12 protein-coding genes are annotated in these 17,478 nt (G+C 36.7%); 7 read left to right on the forward strand and 5 right to left on the reverse strand.

Annotation, left to right across the window (positions count from 1 at the left end; all coding sequences use genetic code 11):
- Positions 1-6: 6 nt before the first annotated feature.
- Positions 7-1,386 (reverse strand): melibiose:sodium transporter MelB, encoded by a 1,380-nt coding sequence (gene melB, locus BJK46_RS07370; RefSeq protein WP_014612872.1) that lies wholly within the window; start codon positions 1,384-1,386, stop codon positions 7-9.
- Between the two features lie 518 nt (positions 1,387-1,904).
- On the opposite strand from melB, the gene BJK46_RS07375 reads away from it, so the two are divergent.
- Positions 1,905-3,095, forward strand: coding sequence for a YbfB/YjiJ family MFS transporter (locus BJK46_RS07375; RefSeq protein ID WP_096536232.1), 1,191 nt, complete (start codon positions 1,905-1,907; stop codon positions 3,093-3,095).
- A 155-nt stretch (positions 3,096-3,250) separates the two neighbouring features.
- Here the strand turns inward: BJK46_RS07375 and BJK46_RS07380 are convergent, their stop codons facing one another.
- From BJK46_RS07380 to BJK46_RS07390, 3 genes are all read right to left on the reverse strand, one after another.
- Positions 3,251-4,558 carry an anaerobic C4-dicarboxylate transporter family protein gene (locus BJK46_RS07380; protein ID WP_014612870.1) on the reverse strand — a complete coding sequence of 436 codons (1,308 nt, stop codon included), beginning with the start codon at positions 4,556-4,558 and terminating at the stop codon, positions 3,251-3,253.
- A gap of 189 nt (positions 4,559-4,747) precedes the next feature.
- Entirely contained in the window at positions 4,748-5,611 is an 864-nt protein-coding gene (gene galU, locus BJK46_RS07385; protein ID WP_103263661.1) for a UTP--glucose-1-phosphate uridylyltransferase GalU, read from the reverse strand.
- Positions 5,612-5,632: 21 nt separating this feature from the next.
- A complete protein-coding gene (locus tag BJK46_RS07390; RefSeq protein ID WP_103263662.1) occupies positions 5,633-8,386 on the reverse strand; it encodes a CDP-glycerol glycerophosphotransferase family protein in 2,754 nt (917 codons plus the stop codon).
- Positions 8,387-8,680: 294 nt separating this feature from the next.
- On the opposite strand from BJK46_RS07390, the gene BJK46_RS07395 reads away from it, so the two are divergent.
- The 4 genes from BJK46_RS07395 to BJK46_RS07410 all read left to right on the forward strand — a co-directional run bounded on the left by BJK46_RS07395 (position 8,681) and on the right by BJK46_RS07410 (position 13,233).
- Positions 8,681-9,823, forward strand: a complete 1,143-nt coding sequence (locus tag BJK46_RS07395) for an MFS transporter (protein WP_157980252.1) — start codon at positions 8,681-8,683, stop codon at positions 9,821-9,823.
- A gap of 170 nt (positions 9,824-9,993) precedes the next feature.
- Complete coding sequence (locus BJK46_RS07400) at positions 9,994-10,947, forward strand: extracellular solute-binding protein (protein ID WP_015729710.1); 954 nt, start codon at positions 9,994-9,996, stop codon at positions 10,945-10,947.
- The gene (locus BJK46_RS07405; protein ID WP_103263664.1) at positions 10,944-12,497 is read left to right on the forward strand and encodes a sensor histidine kinase; all 1,554 of its coding nucleotides are present in this window, start codon (positions 10,944-10,946) and stop codon (positions 12,495-12,497) included. Before BJK46_RS07400 ends, BJK46_RS07405 begins: the two co-directional genes overlap by 4 nt.
- Positions 12,490-13,233 carry a response regulator transcription factor gene (locus BJK46_RS07410; RefSeq protein ID WP_101457297.1) on the forward strand — a complete coding sequence of 248 codons (744 nt, stop codon included), beginning with the start codon at positions 12,490-12,492 and terminating at the stop codon, positions 13,231-13,233. The genes BJK46_RS07405 and BJK46_RS07410 overlap by 8 nt, the downstream gene beginning before the upstream one ends.
- 202 nt (positions 13,234-13,435) lie before the next feature.
- On the opposite strand, the gene uhpT is transcribed toward BJK46_RS07410, so the two are convergent.
- On the reverse strand, positions 13,436-14,815 hold the full coding sequence (uhpT, locus tag BJK46_RS07415) for a hexose-6-phosphate:phosphate antiporter (RefSeq protein ID WP_014612865.1): 1,380 nt from the start codon (positions 14,813-14,815) through the stop codon (positions 13,436-13,438).
- Positions 14,816-15,084: 269 nt separating this feature from the next.
- Between uhpT and BJK46_RS07420 the strand changes: the two genes are divergently transcribed.
- Both BJK46_RS07420 and BJK46_RS07425 read left to right on the forward strand, forming a co-directional pair.
- A complete protein-coding gene (locus BJK46_RS07420) occupies positions 15,085-16,020 on the forward strand; it encodes a ketopantoate reductase family protein (RefSeq protein ID WP_014612864.1) in 936 nt (311 codons plus the stop codon).
- Positions 16,021-16,511: 491 nt separating this feature from the next.
- A complete protein-coding gene (locus BJK46_RS07425) occupies positions 16,512-17,198 on the forward strand; it encodes an acetolactate decarboxylase (protein ID WP_014612863.1) in 687 nt (228 codons plus the stop codon).
- The last annotated feature ends 280 nt before the right edge of the window (positions 17,199-17,478 follow it).

Here is a 17,478-nt window from a genome sequence, read left to right on the forward strand (position 1 = left end):
TACATCTTACTCGTTTGAATTTAATTGTTGTTCTCTTTGACGTTTAAAAGTTAGCGTCCGTTCGATATCTCTTAAATAATCACCTTTAAGATGGAATGCTTTATGGTATAACAACGCACTGATGAACACTAAAATAATAGGCGCTACAATCACCATGATTCGCAAACCATTTTGTGTCGCAATACTTTGTGTTTCATTCGGTACAAAACCTAAAATAGATAATCCTAATCCGACAATTAATGCAGAAATGGCTTGTGAAGTTTTCGTCAAAAATGTATTGGTTGAAGTAATAATGCTTTCATTACGATGACCGAACTTCACTTCACCATAATCAATCACATCCGCAATCGCAATCGTAGTTATCCCAATCATAAACCCCGTACCTATTCTTAAAATCATCGCACCGATGATAACCCAAATCAGCGCTTTAGGATCAAACCAACCGAAAATCAGAATCACCGTTAAGCCACCTACAATGGCGGTAATCGCACTATTAAATGCAACTTGACGACCGACTTGCCTAATCCAAAATGGTAACATCAATAATCCTGTCATTTCAGCTAAAATCATTGCATTAAAGTATGAAAAAAAGTGCGGCATCGCAACCACATATTTAAAATAGTAGATGATTGTCCCATTGAGGGTTTGTACACATAAATTAAATGTTAACAAAACGCCCATCATTGCCAGTAATTCTTTATTTTGAAATAAGATACGTTTTATATCTCGAAAACGGACTTTAATCCCTTCTTGCTCTTCCATTGCGCGATCTTCTGGTACGACAATGACTGTTATGGCAATAGTTAGAATAAAAACTACACTACAAACCACAGCAAATATAAAAATCCCAGTCGATGCATTGCCATGACCTAATAGCTCAATGAAATACAACCCGAATGTCCCCACCGTAAATGCCGCAAGACTTGCAAAAAAACGCGGAATCACGGATAAAGCTTCCCGCTCTTTTGCTTGATGCGTCAAATTTGGCAACCAAGACCAGTACGGAATGTCCATCATCGTATACGTCATCCCCCACAAAATGTACATCACTGCGATGTAAACGTACATCCATATACCAGGTAAATCAAAATGGGTAAATAATAAAACAGTTACGACGGCATTAATAACTGTGCCAATCACTAGCCATGTTTTGAATTTGCCGAACCGGTTATGTGTGTTGTCGACAATCATACCCATAAACGGGTCATTAATCGCATCCCATATTCTTGCTATAAAAAAGAGTATACCTACAAAAGCTGGCGAAAGACCGACAATATCGGTGATGTAATACATAAGATAAAGACTAACTATGTTGAAGATGGCATCTTTGCCAATTGCGCCAAAGCCAAATGAGAGTTTTTGTATTTGTGATAGTTGTTGCTTCAAATACGAACACCTTCTTTTCTTTTTTTAAAACGCTTTCATACACAAATAAAATATCATGTTTCTTGAAGGTGTAATATTGTTCTATGGTGATAAATCATGTCAAAATGTTTCCTGTTTACTAATTTATAAGAAACATTTTATCGTTTTCCATGAACAAACGTCATTCTCTTGAAATCATCCACAAGTCGCAATGCAAAATGACAACATTCAACTTTTATGATTAAATAGCACGTTTAAATGAAAACACTTAAGGTTAATCGTGCAAAGATATCATTTTTTACACTTTTAAAAATATGGACTTTAAAAGAAATACTACAACTCAATCGATATAGGAAGGTTTAATAAGAAAAGTCACACCTTTAATGTTATTAACAAACAAAATACTCCAATTTTATTTTTTAAAATGTTGCCAATCATAATTTTATTATAATTAATTCTATAGGTATATAATTCGTTATTTTCATAACCTTAAATTTCGCGTATAATAGGAACATCTTTACCATTTAGGAGGAATCCATTTGAGAGAAATACAAGATCTCAGAATACATGGTTATCGTCAATTAGCATTAGGGATGATAGCACTGTTTATCGTTATTGCGTTAGGCCGTTTTGCTTATACACCGATCTTACCTTTTATGCAGTTGGATACTGGACTGGATAACAAAAGTGTCGGCCTGTTAGCAACATTTAACTATTTAGGTTATTTAATTGGTGCTATGTTACCTATTTTTTACATAATGAAAAATAAAGTTTTCGATTTGAAGTGTTATCTTTTATTAAATGTCGCAACGATGTTATTGTTTGGGGTGACAGATCACTTTGTCATTTGGTCGCTCCTTCGTTTATTAAACGGGATTTCTAGTGGTGCTGTATTTGTACTCGCATCTAATATTGTATTGGAAGCTTTACATTTAGCGCGTCGTGAAGGAATTGCTGGTCTGTTATATAGCGCAGTCGGTCTCGGTTTATTTTCGAGCAGTTTATTTATTTTCCTATATACAGATGTGACCCATTGGCGCGAAACGTGGATTTGGTTAGGCAGTGCCGCTTTCATTTTAACGCTCATCATTATCGTGTGTTTACGTGAAAACCCAACATTACCCGAACCTGCATTTCATAAGGCACATGGTCCCGAGAAAGTGATACGTTATTCTAAAAAGTTTTATATTCCCTTTGCGATTGCTTATTTTTGCGAAGGTGCCGGTTATATCATTACAGGGACTTTTCTCGTTGCAATTGTTAAAACGATGCCCACGTTATCGGAATATGCGGCACTCAGTTGGATGTTTGTCGGACTTGGCGCCATTCCAGCTACTGTCTTATGGTCAATGATTGGTCAGCGCATTGGCATTTGTCTTTCAGTCATACTCGCCTTTTTATTACAAATTGTTGCGGTACTGATGCCTATCTTTACAGTCAATGCCTTTGCGATTGCACTCAGTTCGATGATTTTCGGTGCGACGTTTTTAGGGCTAACGACCCTTTTCATGTCGAAGTCGCACCAGATTACATTTGAAACGAAAGGCAACAACTTAGTCGCAGTAATGACATTGATTTACAGTGTCGGACAAATGATTGCTCCTTACATTTCAGGTATATTAATCGAACGTACGCATAGCTACAATGATGCACTGATCTTTGCTGCCGCGATTTTAGTCGTCGGAATATTGAGTAGTCTGTACAGTAAACGCTATGCCCATCCAATGTAACGTACATTAATATCAAAAACACCCTCAAGCTATCCGCATTTGATAGCTTTGGGGGTGTTTTTGATATATCTATTGATTCATTGTCCTCTTACGTTAAAACTTCCACACCTCAGAATGTGTAGCACGGTTTAACAATCCAAATCTTTCACTTTTCATTACATGCCTAAAATCGTCTTAATCGTTAATCCTATCACTACAGTTGTTGTAATTAAGAAAAAGCCAGGAATTAAGAAGCTCGTTACTTTTGTTGAACGCGTTTCATCTACATCTACCGCAAATAAAATCGTTGGCTGTGCTGGAATCACAAAGTTGACATTTAACGTTTGCACAATCGCAATGAAAAACATTGGCGGAATGCCTAAACTCAACACAATCGGTACCATAATCGAAGCAGTTGCAGATTGAGAAATGACAATCATTGCTACTAAACCGACTAAGATAATAATGAGCCACGGTGCTTGAGCAATGAGTCCACCAATCCCGTCTTCCATCATGGCACGGTTCGAGGGTGCACTGAATATCGTTGCCCCTAACCAACCAGGCCCTAATACCGCAAAAATTGCACCAATCGCGGCCTGTGTAATATGCGTGGTCAATATTTGGTTCGGTTGGACTTTGACGAGTAGTAGATTAATCATCGCACTCATATACATAAACAATTGCACTAAATCCGTCATTTGAAGTTCGACGACTTTACCATCTACTTGGAATTTCGGTCCAACTTCTGGGAAAATACCGAAGAGCAAAATAAAGCCAACTGCGACGATAAACGCAAATACACCTAACTTCACACGTGTATCATACTGTTTCGTCGTTTCTTCTTGGTCCACAGCCATTTTTTGAAGCATCGTTTGTGCATGTTGTTCATCAATCTTAGTACGGCCGACAAATGTGTTAAAACAACTGAGGACTAACATGCTCAATAATGCAGTCGGAAGTACGATAGAAAGGTATTGCCCCATTGAAATGCCTAAGCCTGCAAATTCTGAAATCATATAGGCTGTTGCTGAAGCTGCTGGACTACAAAGCAATGCAATGTTGGCCGTCAATACAGAAGCGGTCAATGCTTTTTTAGGTTGAATACGCGCCTTTAATGCTGTTTTCGCAATAATCGGTTCTAGTGATAATGCAATATTCGTTGTACCGATACCGAAAACAAACACAAATACAATCATTGGTGCAATAAAAATAATAGATTTCGGAAAACGTTCTATCATTTTGGAAGCGAGGTGCACTAAGTAATCAATCCCACCTGTCGCTTGTAATGTTCCACCAGCAATACCGATAGATAAAATGATCAATACTGCAGTGACTGGTGCTGAGCCCGGTGGTAAACCAAAACCGAAAATCATTACAATTTGGGCTACAAGTGCAAAAATCCCGCAACCGAGTGCCCCAGCAGTACGGAGGCCCAATACAATCGCGAGAATCATTATTAAAATTTCTATCGTAAAAAGAAGCATCTTTTTCTTCCTCTTTTCTAAATTTTCATGTGAACATTCTAACACAGTTACGTTATCACTTTAATATGTAAAACTGCAAATTCATGTCTAAAATAGAACAATTGCATCATATTATTGTCTCATATGAAAAGAACTCGATAGTCACTTTAAATAATTTTTGCATTATTACAATATGTGTTCAACTTGTTATCATTGTACTTCTTTTAAAAATGCACGAATTTCGTCAGCCATTTCTGCATCACGTAAAGCAAATTGAATCGTTGTTTTGACGAAACCGACTTTTTCACCCACATCAAATCGCTCACCTTCGAAACGGTAGGCAAATACTTGTTGCGACTGATTTAAACGCTCAATCGCATCGGTTAATTGAATTTCACCGCCAGCACCCTCTTCTTGATTTTTCAAATAATCGAAAATATCCGGTGTCAATACATAGCGACCCATAATCGCCAAATTAGATGGTGCTGTACCAAAGACTGGCTTTTCAACAAATTGCGTCACTTCATACAAACGTTCTTGTTGATTTTTCGGGTCAACAATCCCGTAACGATGCGTTTCACGTTCAGGCACTTCTTGCACACCGATGACGGATTTACCTGTGCGCTCATATTCTTCCATCAGCTGTTGAATCGCTGGCGTCTCTGATTCGACAATATCATCACCTAGCAATACCGCGAAAGGCTCGTCACCAATAAATTGTTTCGCCGTCCAAATCGCATGCCCTAACCCTTTTTGCTCTTTTTGACGGACGTAAAACATATTCGCCAATTGTGTCGCATGTTGAACCTTTTCTAACAAATCATCCTTGCCTTTTTCAGCCAAGTTCATTTCGAGCTCGATTTGATTGTCAAAATGATCTTCAATCGCACGTTTATGTTTACCAGTAACGATAATAATATCTTCAATGCCCGCACGTACCGCTTCTTCCACAATATATTGAATCGTCGGCTTATCTAAAATCGGCAACATCTCTTTCGGCATAGCTTTCGTCGCAGGTAAAAAACGTGTACCTAAACCTGCTGCGGGAATCACAGCTTTTTTTACTTTTTTCATTGTGTATTCTCCTTCTCTTATCTATTTATTCAACACAGATTCAAACTCTTGAATAGATTGACGATCATATTTTTCAAAATCAAATGCGTTTAATTCTATTGTATTTGCTATTTTTTGTTTCATACCATGTACCAGACCCTCAACGTCATTTTCCACGATAATTGCTTGTTGATTGTCTAGATACGCAATTGTTTCTTTTAAGTTAACTGTAATGGCGTCCGTTCCAACTGCAATCGCTTCATAAACGACTAAGCCTAATCCTTCGTAATTTGATGAAAGTACGAAAGCGTCACAATGTTTTAATAACGCATATGGGTTTGTTAATCCACCTAAAATAATAATATTTTCTCTAGCTTCCGAATTGCGTACCCACTCTATTGTTTGTGCACGCAATGGCCCATGTGGACAAATCATGATTAAAAAGACATCAGGATTTTCAGAATATACTTTTTCAAATGCCGTTATTAGTTTATCATGTCCTTTTTGATAATCATAACGTCCTATATTAATAAACACTTGTATATTAGGATTATATAAAGCATCTAGCATTTTAACTTTAGAGATTCTAAATTCCTCATGAAATGTAACAGTAGCAACACCTACGTCAGGGCTATATTGATAATAATCTTGAATCGTCTCATAGTGTGTTCCATATAAGTACTTAAATTTTTGTTTTAATTCTTGTTCTGAAAGTAAGTCCTCATACAATTGAATAAGATGTTGTTGCATTTCACTTAATATAAATGCTTCACGCTTTGTCACTTCTTCATCATTTTGCTGTGATTTTACTAGCGTACTATAGTGACGATATAATTGTTCTGCTTCTGGATAACTTTGACTAATGTCTGCAAGTTTCTCCTCAATCGTTACGTTTTTTCTACGCTCTGTTAAAGAAACATTAATGTTTTCATTGTAGGCATACTCTACGTTCACATTTTGCAAAGTTTCAAAAAGATTCTCTTCAGCTAAGCGATTGACACGTTTTTCACCTAAAAAGTTATTCACTACAGTCACTTTTTTTGCAATACCCTTAATATTTCGAATCAAATTCGCTCGTAAATTCTCATGTACCAAAACAATTTTATCTGCTTTTTTATAGGCTCTAAATATGATTTTTTGACTATAGTTTTTCTTTGCTTTATATTCAGCAAACATATCCGTATGCACCCAAATGGCAGTCTTTTGCTCAATAAATTGCAACATGCCGGCATACTTTCTTTCAAAACCAGTATAATGCACAAACCAATCTATTTTTAAGTTACCAAAAATTCGTGAAAATTCTTCTTTAAAAATACGTTTAAGTTGCTTATCAAATTGTTTAAGATCAAGATTTTCATTTCTCATGAATTGCTTTAACAAAATGCGATCTTTAAAGTTCCCATTTATCTCACCATCAATAGGATAAAAATGGACATTTTCAGGAAGATTTTTTAGTCTTTCAAAATATTCCGGTTTCATTTGATGTTTTTCAAAGAAACAAATGTAATTACGTTTCGTTGTATCAATATTTTCTAATGTATTAATCAGCGCTGTAGTCACACCGTTATTCCAGAAACCACCACTGACGATTGCTACAGTCTCTTTGCCATTATATAAGCGTTCAGTAGAAATTGCTTCGTTTGATTGATCATACAGCATATGAGCCACAACGATATCTGAACCCTTCTCTTGATCCACTGCATTAAAACGTTCATTGATTGCTGAATAATCTACCTCTTTGGGCAACGTTTCTATAGCTTCAAATAGTGTCGGTAAAGTGTCTACTTGTGTGAATGGATACTCACGAAGATCTTCATAAATGCCTCGCTCTTCTTCATACTGCTCTAAATCATAAGTGTATAGAATGACAGGTCGATTTAAATTCGCATAGTCATACATCACTGACGAATAATCAGTAATTAAACCATCTGTAGCAGTTAAGAATGTATAGGGCTCAAAATGACTTGGAAATGGTTTGATTCTTTCATAATTGTCCTCAATTTGAACTTTTTCAAATGGATGCAACTTCACATAAACAACGGTATTTTCATCTAATTGTGACTCAAGATAATCAAACATTTCTCTCAAATGCGTTGAATTCTTCACACGCCCTACACTTCCACGCCATGTCGGCATATAAACAAGGATTTTTTTATCTTCCATGTTATAAAAACTTCTCACTTCTTCTCTGAGATGTGGCTTGAAAAATGCATCATTTCTTGGTGAGGGTGCAACGACCATTTCACCTTGATAAACCCCTTCAAGATGCGCTGTTTTCGCTAAAATATCTTTCGTATATGTATTATTGACGTAAATTCTATCAGCCATATAATAATTTCGCTGAACATTCGCGACATCTATCATATTAGGCATATCTTTGCCCATATATTTTAAAGGCGTGCCATGCCAAACCATATAATATTTTTGTTCTGGACGTTTATTAAAAAACGGATAAAAAGTCGTATCGTTAATTAAGGTTCCTGCTACTGCCAATAATTCATAGTAACGTTTTGATAAATGTCTGACATAAGTCACGGCATGACTAAAGCGTTGCTCAAAAAATTCAGGTATTTCTACATTTTCCTTTATGACCACATAAAGATGAGGTTGTGGTCGTTGAGTCAATAAACTGTCAATCAGATAAAAAATATGTCCCCCTAAAGATTCCCCGTGTACCGCTTCTAACACAATCGTATTGGGTTCAACCGGCTTGGTACGACGAAAATTAACATAAGTAAATTTACCCTCATTATTTCGGAAATTACTAACTTTCTTCTTAATATTAATTTTTTTCATCTATCTAGCCCCTCCAAATTTTACATAACCAATTATTTACATTAGCTGATATTTCCAAAACTTTAATTATATACAATCCATTTAATTATACTAAACGATATATGAAAGTCCACCATTAATTGGGTAATTATATCATTTGTAACATCATAATAAATGATAACTCCTCATATATTTTATCGGATTTTCCGAATTAAATATTTCCTTTTCTTCTGTTTCGATATATTCTATTCGAAAGCAGACAATGTTATGTACAATATAATTGAATTACTATGTTTCGACACACTTTCCACTTTCATGTCTTCCATTTTTTCTTTCGCCTGTAGCTTTTATATTTTGACGTTAACGGGTTCTGCTTCATTATTCGGAACTTATTTGGGCGCTATTGCAATGATCGAGACGCTAGCATTACCTTTAATCGGTACGTTTATTGATAGAGTTGCGCACAAACGACTTCTTATGATTGGCCAAAGTATCAGTACCGGTATCCTATTATTATTATTTGCATTTACTGAAAATATACCGATGATTTTCATGACCATGATTGTGCTGGTCTTCGTGGATATGATTGTGTCATCGATTGTAAGTTCTAATTTACAACTCATCTCAGAGGAATATTTAGAAAAGTTGAATTCTTATCGTCAAATCGTGACTTCTGCGTCAGGAATTTTGTCACCGATTTTGGGCGGCTTACTTGTAGCGATATTGTCAATTCAAAATATCGCACTCATCAATTCAGTTACTGAGTTTTTATGTTTATTACTGTTGCCACTCCTCACATTTAAAAATGCAGGCGTTGTGCAACAGCAACAAACTTTCTTTCAAAATTTTAAGTCCGGTTTCAAATACATTGCACGTTTCAATAATTTGAAAGCCATCACTGTCACAGCGGCATTTGTCAACTTTCTCATCACTGCTATCATGATTGGTGTCCCTTTTATGATTTTGCAACAGTTGCATTTAACGTCTAAACATCTTGGTCTGTTCGAAATTATTTTCAGCGGATCAGTCTTAGCAAGCGGTCTCTTTTTCTCAATCTATACGCTTAAAAATCATTACAAGCGATATATCAGTACATCAATTACAATACTTGCTTTTGTTTTAGTCGCATTCGGACTCGCTCCAATGTTTCAAGAGCAACTATGGCTTAGTTTCGGTATTATTGCATTCGCTACGATTGTCGCTGAGTTTGCCGTCAATCTTAATAACATTCCGCTTCAAATTTTATTACAAAAAGAAGTGGAAGAGCGGTATAAAACAAGAGTTTTCGCATTACTAGGTAGTCTTTCCATGAGGTTAAGGACAGCCGCTTTAGTGTTTTTCGGATTCGTTATTCCACTACACACTACCCTCGCATTTGTTATTTCTGGTGTTGTATTATTGTGGGTTTTACTCTATTTTCGAAAGCGTTATGCCGAAAACACATCAATATTTGAATAATGCATCTCGCATCCTTATTCACCATGATGGAATAAGGAGGTTTTTTATTTATCATTCGTTTGCAATCATCCAAAATCATAAGAAAGTCATAATATTAATTTTTTTCTCTACAAATTAAATAAATATTGGTAAGATAAATACAATACTTGAGATAGGAAAGGATTATACGAATGAAAAAATGGTTATGGTGTCTACTCATTATACTTCTTTGTGGTTGTCAACAAGATACATCGAATGCGAACGATACATTAACCATTTATTCCCCCTATCCGAAACATTTGATTCAACCTATACTCAAAGACTTCGAACATCAAGAAAATGTAAAGGTAACAGTCATTGAAGATTCGACACAAGTTTTATTATCAAAAATTCATCAGACGCCGAAACATGGACGCGGAGATATTTTTGTAGGTGGGGTATTAAGTGAAACTATCGAGCATCCCGAAGATTTTGTGCCTTATAAAGCACCAGATCTATCGAAGTTTCGTATTTCATTATCGGACCAACCTATCGTCACACCGTTTATATTAATGCCGACAGTAATTGTTGTGAATACAGACTTACAAGGTGATATTCACATCAATGGCTATACGGACCTTATGCAACCGGCACTCAAACAAAAAGTCGCCTATTCGAACCCTAAAACGACAACGACAGGTTATCAACATATGCGCGGGTTATACCATATTCATAACAATACTGACGCAATTCATCAATTCCGCCAACAAGCAGTGGCGCTTTCTAAGTCTTCTGATGTCATTGCCCAAGTAGCTCAAGGACGGTATTATGCTGGACTCAGTTACGAACAAGATGCGCGCACCTGGCTTCAAAAAGGCTATCCGTTAAAAGTCATCTATCCGGATGAAGGTACAGTGCTCAATATAGACGGTATTGCGTTAGTAAACAGTCAACACCCGCACCCTAAAAGAACTGCACTCATACATTACTTAACAAGCTACACTGTACAACAACGGTTAGCCCAGGAAAATGGGGTAAAACCGATACGTCGTGATGTCTCAGAAATCAAAGAACCCGGAATTGCTCAATTACGAGATATTCCAGTCATCCCTGAAACTGCATTGCCACATGAAACTCATCAAAAATTTTTGGAGCGTGTAGAATGAAATCGTATCAACCTTATCGTTATCAATTGCGTCGTTCGCTGTTTATTTCGACGATTTTGCCTGTTTTCCTTGTGATCTTACTTGGACTCGTCAGTTTTTACACTTTATATATTTGGGTGGAACATCGACACATTCACCAACATTTGCACGAAGCTGAACATGATTTAGCGCATACTGAAAATCAAATAAAAACGACCCTTCAAACCGAAAAATCGACATTGAAACAACTCGATTTATCCAAAAAGTCTGATGTGACCACTTTCAAACGTCTATTACTTGAACTTGTGCATCAACAGCCAGGTACGGTCTATTACGTGGTCGATAATGGTAAGACATCTATTACGAACAATTATGAAAAGAAAGATGTCCATCAGTTGTACTTAATGCATCAACAACGTATTCAACTGTTGCACGAAAGTGTCGCACTGTCTTTCTACCTTGCTCAAACGCCACATATAGAAGAAATTCAAGACCGCTATGGTCATACGACTTTGATTTTGGATCGCTTTGATAATATTTTGTATTCCAACTCGGAACATTTTCACGTCGATGATGCTTTTCCACCCCCACCATTCGGCTTTATATCAGAACGTATTCGCCTGAACGATAAAGGTGAACAAATGATTCAATTTAAAGATATCCACGATGCATTAGAAGATGGTCTGCGGTTGTTAGCCATTATTTGTATTGCTTTCGTGCTGTTAATGATTTTTGGTTTTATGAATGCACATCGCATGGCCAAACGCCAAACACGTGATATCGAATTAATGATTGATCGTATCAACCAAGCACAACGTCGTGAACTCGGGGCATATCAACCTTTAGGCCAACCGAGTGAACTTGAAGATATCAACACTTATATTTATGAATTAGTCGAATCAAACGAAACACTCATTCACTCAATTGAACAGACAGAACAGCAATTACGGAAAATACAATTAAAGGAAATCGAGCGTCAATTCCAACCCCATTTCCTCTTTAATACGATGCAAACGATACAGTATTTAATTACACTGTCACCGCATCAAGCACAAAAAGTTGTACAACAGTTGTCACAAATGTTGCGTTATACACTGCGCGTCAAGACGGACAAAGTGCCATTAAAAGAGGAGCTTGCTTATATTCAAAAATATGTCACCATTCAAAACATCCGCTTCGATGACAGTATTACGTTAAATATAGATATGGGCCATCGTCTTGAAAATGAGCTGATTCGTAAAATGATGATTCACCCTTTAATTGAAAATGCAATTAAGCACGGTCGTGAATCCGAACCTTTAATCATCACGATACGTATTAAGCAAACTGCCAAATATTTACGTATTTTCGTCCATGATAATGGGATGGGTATGACAGTGGACAGACGTGCGCAAGTGAGACAAATGTTGCAAGAAAATGTATTTGATACGTCACATTTAGGTTTGAATCACCTTAACCATAAAGTACAAATTCAATATGGTGTACGTGCAAGATTGAGAATTTTTTCAGCTTATCAACAAGGGACATTAATCGCATTTCAACTACCAAGAGAGGAGCAAACTGATGTATAAAGTGGTCATTTGTGATGATGAACGTATTATTCGTGAAGGACTGAAGCAGGCAATCTCGTGGGAAGACTATCATTTTCATGAAGTTTGGCTCGCTAAAGACGGCATCGAAGGGTTGTCACTGATTCGAGAACATCAACCCGACCTTGTGATTACAGACATTCGTATGCCGCGTATGGATGGGGTCGAACTGTTAGAAGCGATTAAAGACTTGCCGTGTCAGAAGATAATTTTATCGAGTTATGATGATTTTGAATATATGCAAGCAGGGATTCATCATCACGTGTTAGATTATTTATTGAAACCGATTGATTCAGAGCAGTTAAATCAACGTTTGGCGCAATTTGTTCCACATGCACACGAGCAAAAAACAACAATGACGACAACATTACCTATATTTCAACCGTTAATGAAATTAGAGTATCCTGACTATTACGTCAATTACGTTGTTCAACATATCCATCATCATTATGATCAAAAATGGCAAAGTAATGCATTAACCACAGAGCTCGGCGTGAGTGAATCTTATTTGATGCGGATTTTTAAAAACCATGTCGGAATTACGATGTTAGATTATTTAAATCGTTATCGGATTTATCAAGCGATGTCATTGTTGCAAAGTGGGGATAAACATTATGAAATTGCCCATAAAGTCGGTTTTTCTGATTACAAAAGTTTCAGTTATCATTTTAAAAAGTATTTGAAAATGTCACCACGAGAATACGTGAATTCAAAATAAGGTATGAACACCGAGTATGGTTCACCACTTCATTCACTGATGACATCTACTTGCACAAAACTTTTTATAAGTGATTCGTCGTGACTCGAATGCAGGCTAACTTCTGTCAGATTAAACATGTAAAGTTATGTAAAAGCACATCTATTAATCAAAAAAACTAAGGGGCTTAGACGATTGAACGTCTAAGCCTCCCAATTGTACATTAAATATTTAAACTTCTAATTTTCTTTTCTTCAAAATAAGCAACAAAACCGAGTAGAATAATACCTATAAAGAGTGCGGCATAAAAGACGATAAAGACATCTGTCCAACCACTTAATGTATAACCAAATACTGTTAATCCGTTGCGCTGAGGATCTGCAATCGCTGCAAGTCCAACTTTCGCCATTGAATCACCAAATAAATACGCAAATGAGCCGGTCATCCCATTCGCTACACTAATCGCATTTTTAGGTACAAAGCCTGTTAATGCAACACCAATTAATAATTGCGGTCCGAAAATAAGTGCACCTAAAGCGAATAATGAAACGTTAACCATTGTCACACTTGTTGCATGAGTGTAGAAATGCACAACAAATGTAATTAAAAACATACATCCGATTGCTACAACGGCACGACGTCCTTTGAGTAAATCCGACACATAACCCCATAATAAACTTGCGACTAATGCGCCAATTTCAAAGTAAAATATCGTATTTACCGCATCTGCCTTATCAAAATGAAGGTATTCCGATACGTACAATGGCGCCCAGTTGTCGATACCAATTCTTACGATATAAACAAATACGTTAGATACACACAAAATCCAAATCACAGGATTCTTTAAAATATATTTCGTGAAAATTTGCCATTTCGTCATGTCTTGTGCATCAATATTTTCTTGTTCGACAGGCTCTTCCCAAATCTCTTCTGCACGATTCCAACCGAGTTCTTCAGGATCATCCTTACCGATAAAGAGTGTCGCTATCCCAATTATCAACGCGATGACTGATGGGAACACAAACATTCCAATGACACTACCATGGAAGAAAACGTTCGCTCCCCATAACGCAAGACCCCCTGCAATGGCACCACCAATATTATGTGATGTATTCCAGAAACCTAAATAACGACCGCGCTTTGTACGTGGTGCCCAGCGTGATATCGTTGAGTAACTTGCTGGCCCACCGACCGATTGGAATATCCCATTTAATCCCCATAAAACAATTAATAAGCCCATTACAGAACCGAAGTAACTTAATACAAATCCCATAATTAAAACGACTGTTGCAGATAAAACAAGTAAAAAGGAAATGATTTTTTTCGTATTACGACCATCTACAAAATAGCCGAGTAATGTCTTCCCTAATCCATATGTAATACTGAATGCTAAACCGATATACCCGAGTTGTAACGTCGTCAATCCAATCTCTTCTTTAAGTAAAGGTTGCGCCGCCTTAAAGTTATTACGAATCAAGTACATCGCCATGTAAGCGAAAAACACAACGAAGAAAGCTTGCAAGAAATAACGTAGCCAAAGTTTACGTTGCATTGAAAGCGAAATCCCTTTGTTAGGGATCTTTTGAATGTCGAAAAAGTTCATGTGGTTCACCTCTGTCTTCATTTGACTTCACTATAGCACCTGATGAAAGCGCTTAATATCCTAAAAATTATCGTTTTATCCGAAATACTGAACAAAGGCATTGAACTGAATGCGTTAATCTACACATTGGGCTTTCTTGTAGCAAATTTCAATATTTCATCACATATAATACTAATTTTCGAAAGTCTCTGTAACTTTTTATTGACGGATACAAAAAGTGAAATCTAAACTTAAGTTGTAACTAATTTTATATAAGGAGGCATTGTTTTATGAAAAAAATTGCTATTGCTGGTGCAGGGGCTATGGGTGGACGTATCGGGAGCCAAATTAAAGAAGCCGGCTATGATGTGAAATTGATTGATATGTGGGAAGAACATGTGAATACAATCAATGAAAAAGGACTTGAAATCCAAACAGAAACCGATACTTACACGCTAGAGATTCCTGCTGTTTTGCCACACCAAGTAAACGAAACATTTGATTTAGTGATTATTTTGACGAAATCAATGCAAGCTAAACAAATGTTACGTACACTATACGACAACAAAGCAATCAATGAAGATACCGCTCTATTGTCTATGATGAATGGTTTAGGTCATGGCGATCGTCTCTCTGCTATCGTTCCAAAAACACAAATTTTCTTAGCAGTAACAATGTGGACAGCTGGTTTGCGTGGACCAGGTCAATTGTTATTAGAAGGACAAGGTTCTATTGAATTCCAACGTGCTGATGGTCAAGCGGATGAACGTACAGAACGTATTAATCAAGTGTTTAATGATGCAAAATTAAACGCTAAAATTAGTGACAATGTATTTAAGTCAATTTGGAGTAAAGCGACATTAAACAGTGTTTTAAACCCGCTCTGTACGATTTTAGACAAAACCATTAATGAATTCAGTCAATATGAAAAAGCACGTGACATTGTCGAACCTCTCATTGGAGAAATTGTCGCAGTTGCAGAAGCGCGAGGTGTCTCATTAAGTGCAGCAGCATTGCTTGATAAAATTGAAGCGGCGTATCCAAATGAAGCACAAGGTTTACACTATCCTTCGATGCATCAAGATTTGTACAACGGGCGCTATACAGAAATCGACTACTTGAACGGTCAAATCGCAAAGTACGGTCGTGAGCTCGGTATTGCTACACCGAATAACGAAATGCTGACGCACTTGATTCATGAATTAGAAATGAAACACGTGAAATAATCAACGACATTTTAACCATCTTGAATGAGGTAAGTATGTTGGCCAAGGCGTTCCTCTTTTTTTACCCCAATAGGTCAACATACTTACCTTTTTATACTTTATTATTTTTTACTCTCTCTAAAATCTCACTGTTGAAATTCATATGAAGCGGTTAAAACATATTGCGTTGGATTTTGTACACTCGACGCATGAAAATGGTTCACACAACTACAGAAATGTATATAATTTTTAGTTCAAATTTTGACATTAAAAGCCTGATAATCAGCGCATTATGCCATTGCCAGAAAATTTATGTCATTTTTTTCAGAAAATTATGTTGATTTTTTTACTGCCGGCGTTTATACTCTTTACATAGCAAGCAACAAAATATATTTTAAAATCTTATTCGTCGACGAAGCGCTTTGCTATCTTTGGCCAATGAGGCACAGTATTAAAATAGGAAGTCTGCGATATTTCAGATTGTATTGAGAAATAAAAAGGAGGCTGATCCAATGAAAGAATATCGTCACTATATTCATCAAGTTGGCACGATGAAATCATTATTAGAAGGTCACCTAGAGAGTGAAGTCACGATTGCTGAACTGTTACGTTACGGTGATTATGGCTTCGGCACATTGAATCATGCAGATGGCGATTTTGTGATTATTGATGGTCAGCCCGTTCATATGAATCAGTTTGATGAGCATCACGGACTTAATGGTAGAGAGAAAGTACCGTATGGCGCCATTTACCGTGACCGTGCTCAATTGACTTTTGACATCACTGACATGCATCATACCTATGTTTTTGAAAGAATCAAACAAAAGTTCGAAAGCAATCAGTTGTTTTCCATAACAAGAATACACGGTGACTTGAGTGATTTACATCTCAGCATTTATGAAAAACACCCAGTCATCGAACCATCATCTCAACACATACAACCGATTACTTTATCCGAAGTTGAACGTACAATTCGTGAAATCAAAGGCACTATTTTAGTTCTATTTACACCCCATGAGCTGAGTGGTATTCATCCGCCTGGGTTTAGCGCCTATTTCGTTTCAGAGCACCATCATATCGTTGGAAAAGTGATGAGCTTTAACGTTGTAGCTGCGCGTGCATCATTCCAAAGTTTTGACGGTTTCTCAGTAATCTGTCCAACCGTTGAACCATTGTTTATTCCATATTTCCCTGAATAAACAAACATTAAGTGTTTGACACGATATCATATGACGCCTTAGCAAATAAATCATAAGAAAGATGAGTTTCCACCAAAATCGATGCAGTGAAAGTATTCAAAATTTATTCCATCATCAATGTCAGATGACTTGTCTTGAATTAAATGAAATGCGCAATTTTAGACGTCAGCCATGTATCCGCTGCTGTACCATGCATATTCCAACAATGCGTGGTGCAGTGGTTTTTTATTTCCTCACATTTACCTTTCTTCAAAATGTTCACTTTATAGACAAAATCCTC

Source organism: Staphylococcus pseudintermedius (assembly GCF_001792775.2).
GTDB lineage: Bacteria > Bacillota > Bacilli > Staphylococcales > Staphylococcaceae > Staphylococcus > Staphylococcus pseudintermedius.

Bases quoted from the DNA above. Each gene is read 5' to 3' on its own strand.
- BJK46_RS07400 (WP_015729710.1), top strand. From the start codon at position 9,994: ATGAAAAAATGGTTATGGTGTCTACTCATTATACTTCTTTGTGGTTGT.
- BJK46_RS07420 (WP_014612864.1), top strand. From the start codon at position 15,085: ATGAAAAAAATTGCTATTGCTGGTGCAGGGGCTATGGGTGGACGTATC.
- BJK46_RS07390 (WP_103263662.1), bottom strand. From the start codon at position 8,386: ATGAAAAAAATTAATATTAAGAAGAAAGTTAGTAATTTCCGAAATAAT.
- BJK46_RS07405 (WP_103263664.1), top strand. From the start codon at position 10,944: ATGAAATCGTATCAACCTTATCGTTATCAATTGCGTCGTTCGCTGTTT.
- galU (WP_103263661.1), bottom strand. From the start codon at position 5,611: ATGAAAAAAGTAAAAAAAGCTGTGATTCCCGCAGCAGGTTTAGGTACA.
- BJK46_RS07425 (WP_014612863.1), top strand. From the start codon at position 16,512: ATGAAAGAATATCGTCACTATATTCATCAAGTTGGCACGATGAAATCA.
- uhpT (WP_014612865.1), bottom strand. From the start codon at position 14,815: ATGAACTTTTTCGACATTCAAAAGATCCCTAACAAAGGGATTTCGCTT.
- BJK46_RS07380 (WP_014612870.1), bottom strand. From the start codon at position 4,558: ATGCTTCTTTTTACGATAGAAATTTTAATAATGATTCTCGCGATTGTA.
- BJK46_RS07410 (WP_101457297.1), top strand. From the start codon at position 12,490: ATGTATAAAGTGGTCATTTGTGATGATGAACGTATTATTCGTGAAGGA.
- BJK46_RS07395 (WP_157980252.1), top strand. From the start codon at position 8,681: ATGTCTTCCATTTTTTCTTTCGCCTGTAGCTTTTATATTTTGACGTTA.